Source organism: Microbacterium sp. (assembly GCF_049661145.1).
Classification (GTDB): domain Bacteria; phylum Actinomycetota; class Actinomycetes; order Actinomycetales; family Microbacteriaceae; genus Microbacterium.
Genome location: NZ_JBASZT010000079.1, coordinates 1 through 6,429, shown reverse-complemented (window position 1 = coordinate 6,429; position 6,429 = coordinate 1). Strand labels below are relative to the sequence as shown.

At 70.1% G+C, this 6,429-nt stretch carries 4 protein-coding genes; 1 reads left to right on the top strand and 3 read right to left on the bottom strand.

Annotated features, from left to right (window positions below; all coding sequences use genetic code 11):
- Positions 1-216 precede the first annotated feature (216 nt).
- A complete protein-coding gene (locus WBP48_RS03710; RefSeq protein WP_424436281.1) occupies positions 217-1,677 on the bottom strand; it encodes an MFS transporter in 1,461 nt (486 codons plus the stop codon).
- A gap of 104 nt (positions 1,678-1,781) precedes the next feature.
- Between WBP48_RS03710 and WBP48_RS03705 the strand changes: the two genes are divergently transcribed.
- Positions 1,782-2,867 carry a threonine aldolase family protein gene (locus WBP48_RS03705; RefSeq protein ID WP_424436278.1) on the top strand — a complete coding sequence of 362 codons (1,086 nt, stop codon included), beginning with the start codon at positions 1,782-1,784 and terminating at the stop codon, positions 2,865-2,867.
- A gap of 190 nt (positions 2,868-3,057) precedes the next feature.
- Here WBP48_RS03705 and WBP48_RS03700 read toward each other — a convergent pair whose 3' ends face one another.
- Both WBP48_RS03700 and WBP48_RS03695 read right to left on the bottom strand, forming a co-directional pair.
- Positions 3,058-4,341 carry a cell division initiation protein gene (locus WBP48_RS03700; protein WP_424436275.1) on the bottom strand — a complete coding sequence of 428 codons (1,284 nt, stop codon included), beginning with the start codon at positions 4,339-4,341 and terminating at the stop codon, positions 3,058-3,060.
- Between the two features lie 105 nt (positions 4,342-4,446).
- A complete protein-coding gene (locus tag WBP48_RS03695; RefSeq protein WP_424436272.1) occupies positions 4,447-6,378 on the bottom strand; it encodes a M3 family metallopeptidase in 1,932 nt (643 codons plus the stop codon).
- Positions 6,379-6,429: the final 51 nt, after the last annotated feature.

The window sequence follows — 6,429 nt, the reverse complement described above, 5'->3', positions numbered from 1 at the left end:
GAGCGCGCGGCCAGCGCCGAGGCTCCGGACGACGGCAACGCGTTGCGCGCGGCATCCGTCGTCTTCCGCGTGCGGAGCCTCACCGGGCGCGAGGACGAGCTCGCGGCGGCGTTCGTCGACCTGTGGGATGCCGATGCCACCGCCGTCAACGATCGCGTGCTCGATCTCGGTACGTGAGCGTCGGGCGTGTGGCGGCCTCGAACCAGAGGGGAGGACTCACTCCCGCGAGGCGACACCGCCGCGCGCCTGGGCAGCGGATGCCGGGCCGGCCGCATCCCCGCCGCCACCCTCACTCTCGGAGACCGCCGCGCTCTCGGGAGCCTCGGCATACTCCGCCGACAGGATGCGGTAGGACCGGGTCGCGAACGCGAGGGCGCCGACGACGACCATGACGAGCCCGGCGAACAGGAAAACGAGCGCGATGCCGCGGCCGAGTCCGTCGCCGAGGAGCCAGCCCCAGGTCTGCTGCCCGGCATTCGACTCCATGTACGGGATGATCCAGAACTCGGCGATCGGCGCGATGAGGAACGACGTGATGGGCGCCGCGGAGACCTCGATCGCCGCCGCCGCGCCGAACACACGCCCCTGCTTCTGGAAGGGCACGACCCGCTGGATGACCGTCTGCTCCGCCGCCTCGACGGCGGGGATGATCGCCATGTAGATCCAGATTCCGACGACGTACAGCCACCACCAGTCGCGGATCGTGAACAGCGCGCCGATGAGGCCCATGAGCATGACGAGGATCAGCAGCGTCCGGATCGGGTTGCGGCCGAGGCCCTTCGCGGCGACGATCGCGCCACCGGCGATGAATCCGGTCGAGGTGATGCCGAGCACGATGCCCCACCACTCCACCGGGAACAGCGTGAGCCCGTACGGGTCCATGAGCGCCATGTAGACGCCGCCGATGAGGTTGTTGAAGGTCGAGAAGATGATGAGCGCGAACAGCCCGGGCACGGCGCGGATGGCCGCCGCCGCCCCTCGGACGTCGACGAACCGGGCGTCGGGATCGCGCTCCGGCTGGTCCTCCGGTACGCGCAGCGTCAACAGGTGCGCCAGCGCGAGCGCTGTGAGCACGACGGCGATCACGAGGGTCCAGCCCATGCCGAGCAGGCCGATCGACAGCCCCGAGAAGACGCTCGTGACGAGGAACGCGAGCCCCTGCACGGTGCCGACCATGCCGTTCGCGTTGGCGTGACGGTCGGTGGGGACGAGGAGGGTCACCGTCGTCGACAGCGCGATGTTGCGGAGGTTCTCGATGACCGCGCCGCCCAGGACGATGCCGGAGAACAGCCAGAACCACGGTCCACCGAGGTCGAGCAGCGCGGACTCGGGCTGCAAGAAGTACAGCGCGGTAGCCAGGATGAACGCGACGAGGGTGACGAGCGCCGAGACCACCATGACGCGGTGCTTGCGATGTCGGTCGACGACGCTGCCGAACACCATGCCGAACACGGCCAGCAGCAGCATGTACGCGCCGCCGATGATGCCGGTCGCGAGCACCGACCGCGTCTCGAGGTACACCCAGAACGTCAGCGCGAACCACAGGTAGCTCGTCGTGATGTTCGCCGCCGCGGTGTTGACGAGGACGTGCAGGAACGTCCTCATGCCGTCCGTGGGCACGGTGGGCGGAGTGAGGTGCGGAGCGGATGCCGGGGAGTCGGCGGACTGATCGGCCATGGCGTCGAGGGTAACGGGGGGCTCCGACATGCGGAAGACACCTCGGACACCCGGGCGGCAGCCGGAGGACACCCCGACGGCACGCGAAAGTTATGGTGGACGGTGTGACCCCTCTGCACGACCCCGCCGTCCGTGTCTTCGCGAGCGACAACTACTCCGGTGTACACCCCGACGTGCTGGCGGCGATCGCCGCCGCGAACGACGGGCACCAGATCGCCTACGGCGAGGATGCCTACACCGCGCGCCTGCAGGAGGTCTTCGCCCAGCACTTCGGCGAGGGCGCGCAAGCGTTCCCGGTGTTCAACGGCACCGGCGCCAACGTCGTCGGCCTGCAGTCGATGCTGCCGCGCTGGGGCGCCGTCGTCTCGGCATCCACCGCCCACATCAACGTCGACGAGGGCGGCGCGCCGGAGCGCGTGGGGGGCATCAAGATCCTGAGCGTCCCGAGCCCCGACGGCAAGCTCACCCCCGAACTGGTCGACCGCGAGGCGTGGGGCTGGGGCGACGAGCACCGCGCGCAGCCGCTCGTCGTGTCCATCACGCAGTCCACCGAGCTCGGCACGCTCTACACGCCAGCCGAGATCCGCGCGCTCGCCGACCACGCGCACGCCCGCGGAATGCGCCTGCATCTCGACGGCGCGCGGCTCTCGAACGCGGCCGCCGCGCTCGATCTGCCGCTGCGGGAGTTCACGACGGATGCCGACGTCGACGTGCTGAGCTTCGGGGGCACCAAGAACGGCGCGATGCTGGGCGAGGCGGTCGTCGTGTTGAACCCATCGGCATCCGAGGGGCTGCTCTTCCTGCGCAAGCTCAACATGCAGCTGTCGAGCAAGATGCGGTTCGTCTCGGCGCAGCTGATCGCGTTGCTGGAGGGCGACCTGCACCTGCGCAATGCGCGGCACGCGAACGCGATGGCCCGCCGGCTGCGTACGTCCATCGAGACGGGGCTGGCGGAAGGATCGATCCGCGGTGTCGGGTTCACCCAGCCGACGCAGTCGAACGGCGTGTTCGCGACTCTGCCCGGAAGCATCGCCGACGAGCTGCGGACGACATTCCGGTTCTACGACTGGTCCGGGGCGACGGGACTCGCCGACGGCGAGGTCGAGGTCCGCTGGATGTGCTCCTTCGACACGACCGAGGCCGACGTCGACGCGTTCGTCGCGGAGCTCGCACGGCTGACCTCGCGCTGACCTGAAAGTCTCGCATCCCCGACGCAGACTTTCCCGCCCCACGGCGCGGCAGCGCCACTGAAAAGCTGAGTCGCGGGTTGCGGCGTTTCGACTCGACCCTGCTGGCCTCGCGGGACGATCGGGGGCGTCGCGGGGCGACTGGCGCGTCGCGGGGCGACCGGGGGGCCGCTCAGCGACCGGCGTCGACGGGCTAGCCTACGTCTTCGGCGAGCACCTCTTCCGCGGCAGGCGCTGCAGCATCCGCCTCGGCACCAGCTCCGCCGGCGTCGCCGGATGCCGGGGCAGCGGATTCCGGCCGGATCAGCTCCTTGACCTCCGCCATGAAGCTCGTGAGCTGCTGCTGCTGCCACCGCAGCTGCCGCGTACGGTCCTCGGCGTCGCGCAGCACCGACTGCGAGTGCGTCGTGACGGTGTCGATGATCTTCTGCGCCTTCGTGCTGGCGCGCTCGAGGATCTCGCGGGCACGGAGCTTCGCGTCCGCTTCGAGCTGCTGCGACTGCGCCCGCATGAGCTTGTCGAAGTCGTCGGCCTTCGCGGTGATGCGCTGAGAGTGCTCCAGCGAGGCGGCGACCTGGTCGCTCGCGTCCTGCGTGATGCGCTCGGCGTGCGCGACGGCCTGATTGTGCAGCACGAGGAACTCCTGCTGCGCGTCGTCCTGACGGCGGGTCAGCGACTCCTCGAACTCCAGCGCGCGCATCCGCTGCTCGCGGACCGCCTCCTCCGCCCCGGCGCGGGCCTGCTCGGTCTCACGCGCGACGAGCGAGCGCAGGGCTGCCGCGCCCTTCTCGGCCTCGGTGCGGATCGCCGCCGCCTCCTGGTCGGCCTGCGCGACCTTCTCCGCGGCGTGGGCGCGCTCACGCTCCAGCTGCGCTTCGTGCGCGGTCAGCTCCGTCTCGATCCGCAGCCGTACCTGCTGGGCGTCGGATTGAGCCTCGGATCGCAGCATGTCGGCATCCGCGTGCGCCTGCGCACGCTGCGACGCGATCTCGTCGCGCGCCGCCTCCATGAGCCGGTCGGCCTGCACGCTCGCGTTCTTGATGATGACGCTGGCCTGCTCCTCGGCGACCCGCAGCACCTCTTCGAAGCGTTCGCGACCCTTGAAGGACTCGTCGTTGGCGTTCAGCAGCTCGCTGCTGAGGGTCGCGACCTTGTCCTCCGCGTTGCCCGCCCGAGCCGCTTCGACGGCGAGATCGGCCTCGAGGCTGCTCGTCCGCTTCTCCAACTCTTCGATCGTGACCCGGTGGGCCTTGATCGTCGCGACGGCACGTCGGTATTTGTCCTTGAGCTGGGCGAGTTCTTCGGTGTGTCCGGTGCTCACGGCGGTGAGCTCGGCGATCCTGGCGTCAACCTCGGCTTTGTCGTAGCCGCGGAACGTCGTCGCGAACAGGGCGGATGCCGAGGCCGGCCCGGCCATCAGTTCATCGAACGGCGACGCATCGGAGTTCTCGTCACGGGCGGGCTGCACATCGGTCATGGGGTCTCCGCTTCAACGCGGGCGCCACCGGAGAGGCGACGCCGGGTGGAGAGTCGTCGACACGGGACGGCCGACACGAGGAAGGATACCCGAACGGCGCCGACCTCAGGTGCCGGTGAGCCACACCCGGTAGGCGTCGAACGAGTACGGCCGCCCCAGAAAGCGGCCGACCAGGTCGTTGGCGTCGCGGCTGCCGCCGGGCTCGAGGATCTCGCGGCGGTAGCGGGCCGCGGCATCCGGATCCATGAGGTCGCCGCCGAACCCGGACAACAGGTCGCGAGCGATCACCAGACTCCATTGGTAGGTGTAGTAGCACGCGCCGTACCCCGTGAGGTGGCCGAAGCCCGCGTAGGAATGGAGCCCGGCGAGCGGCTTCACCGGACTGGTCGCGTCGTACCAGTGCTCGGTGGCCGCCTGCAGATCCGAGGGACGGTCGACGTGCAGGTGGTAGGAGACGTTCGCGTGCCCGAGCTGGCGACGCACCTCGAGCGCGCGGCCGAAGCCGTCGGCCACCTTCATCCTCGCGACGAGTTCGGCGGGGATCGGCTCGCCGGCGGCGTTCGCCGTGAAGTCGGCGAGTACATCGGCATCCCACGCCCACTCCTCGAGCAACTGACTCGGCGCCTCGACGAAGTCCCATTCGGTCGCGGTCCCGGAGAACCGTGCGAACCGCTGGTCGCCGCCGAGGATGTCGTGCACGAGATGCCCGAACTCGTGGAAGAAGGTCACGACCTCGTCGTGGGTCATGAGTCCGCGCGCGAAGTTGCACAGCAGCACCGCCTCGGGCAGCACACGACCCGAGACACCCGGGGCCAAGGGGAAGCACGCGGCGTGGTTGTACTTCCCCTCGCGGGGGTGCAGGTCGAGGTGGATGCGACCGAGGCGGCGCCCGTCGCGCATCACATCATAGGAATGGACGTCGCCGTGCCACGTCGGCACCTCGACGGGCACGTACGCGACGTCGAGCAGCCGCCCCGTGGTCGACAGCAGGCCCGGCAGCACGCGGTCGAACGAGAAGCACGAGCGCACGAGCTGCGCGTCGACGTCGTGCCGCTCGCTGCGGAGCGTGCTCAGCAGATAGAAGAAGTCGGCGATGGTGACCTCGGATGCCGACGGGTCGTCCTCCCGCAAGCGCGCGAGCAGGAGGTCATATTCGCCCCCGGCTGCGCCGGCGGAGGCCTCGTCGAGCTGCGCCAGGAAGTCGGCGATCGCCTGTCCGCCGTGACGCGTGCCCCCGCTGATCATGCGCGGTTCGGTCTCGTAGTCGGCCCAATCGCCGTAGCCGAGCAGCCGGGCGCGCTCGGCCCGCACCTCCAGCAGTTCGGCGAGCACGGCGTCGTTCTGCGGCCACGCGAGATCGTTGTACGCGGCGACGATCGCGGTGCGGGTCACGCGGTCGGTGGCATATTCCCGCACCGGCATGAGGTCGGGGTAGTCCGTCGTGAGCATCACGAGCCCGTCGTCGCCGGCGGGATGCTCGTCGAGGAAGTCCTGGGGCAGGCCCGCGAGAGCAGTAGGCGCGACGCGGATCTCGCGGCGGCCGTCGCGGATGTTGCGGGAGAACTCCAGGCTCAGCTCGGTGTCGCGGTCGGTGAGCTCACGCACGCGCTCCCGCTCGGCATCGGGCAGATCCACGCCGCCCCGACGGAAGTCGAGCAGGACCTTGGCGAGCAACCGGCGCTGCTGCCCGTCGAGGGTGTCTTCTTCGAGGTCCGACAGTGCCGCGAACAGGTCGCGGTCGAGCAGGCGGGATGCCGACAGGGCCTCGAGCTTCTGCACCTGCTCCTCGGCGACCTGGCGCACCGCGGCATCCGGATGCGCCTCGCTGAGCAGGTACGCCTCGCTCGTCGCCTGCTGCAGCGCGATGTCGGCGTCGTTCCACAGGTCGAGGCGTGCGGCCGCATCGAGGTCGGCCCCGGCCACAAGCCGCGCGTCGACATCCGCGACGACGGCGACGGCGGCGGTCGGCCGTTCGGTGGCGAACGCCGTCCAGCCGGCGGGGTCGGTGGGAAAGACGACGGGTTCGGGTGCGGTCATGGTCCGAGCCTACGTCGCGGCTCCGCCGCGGTTCAGCGCAGCGCGCCCACG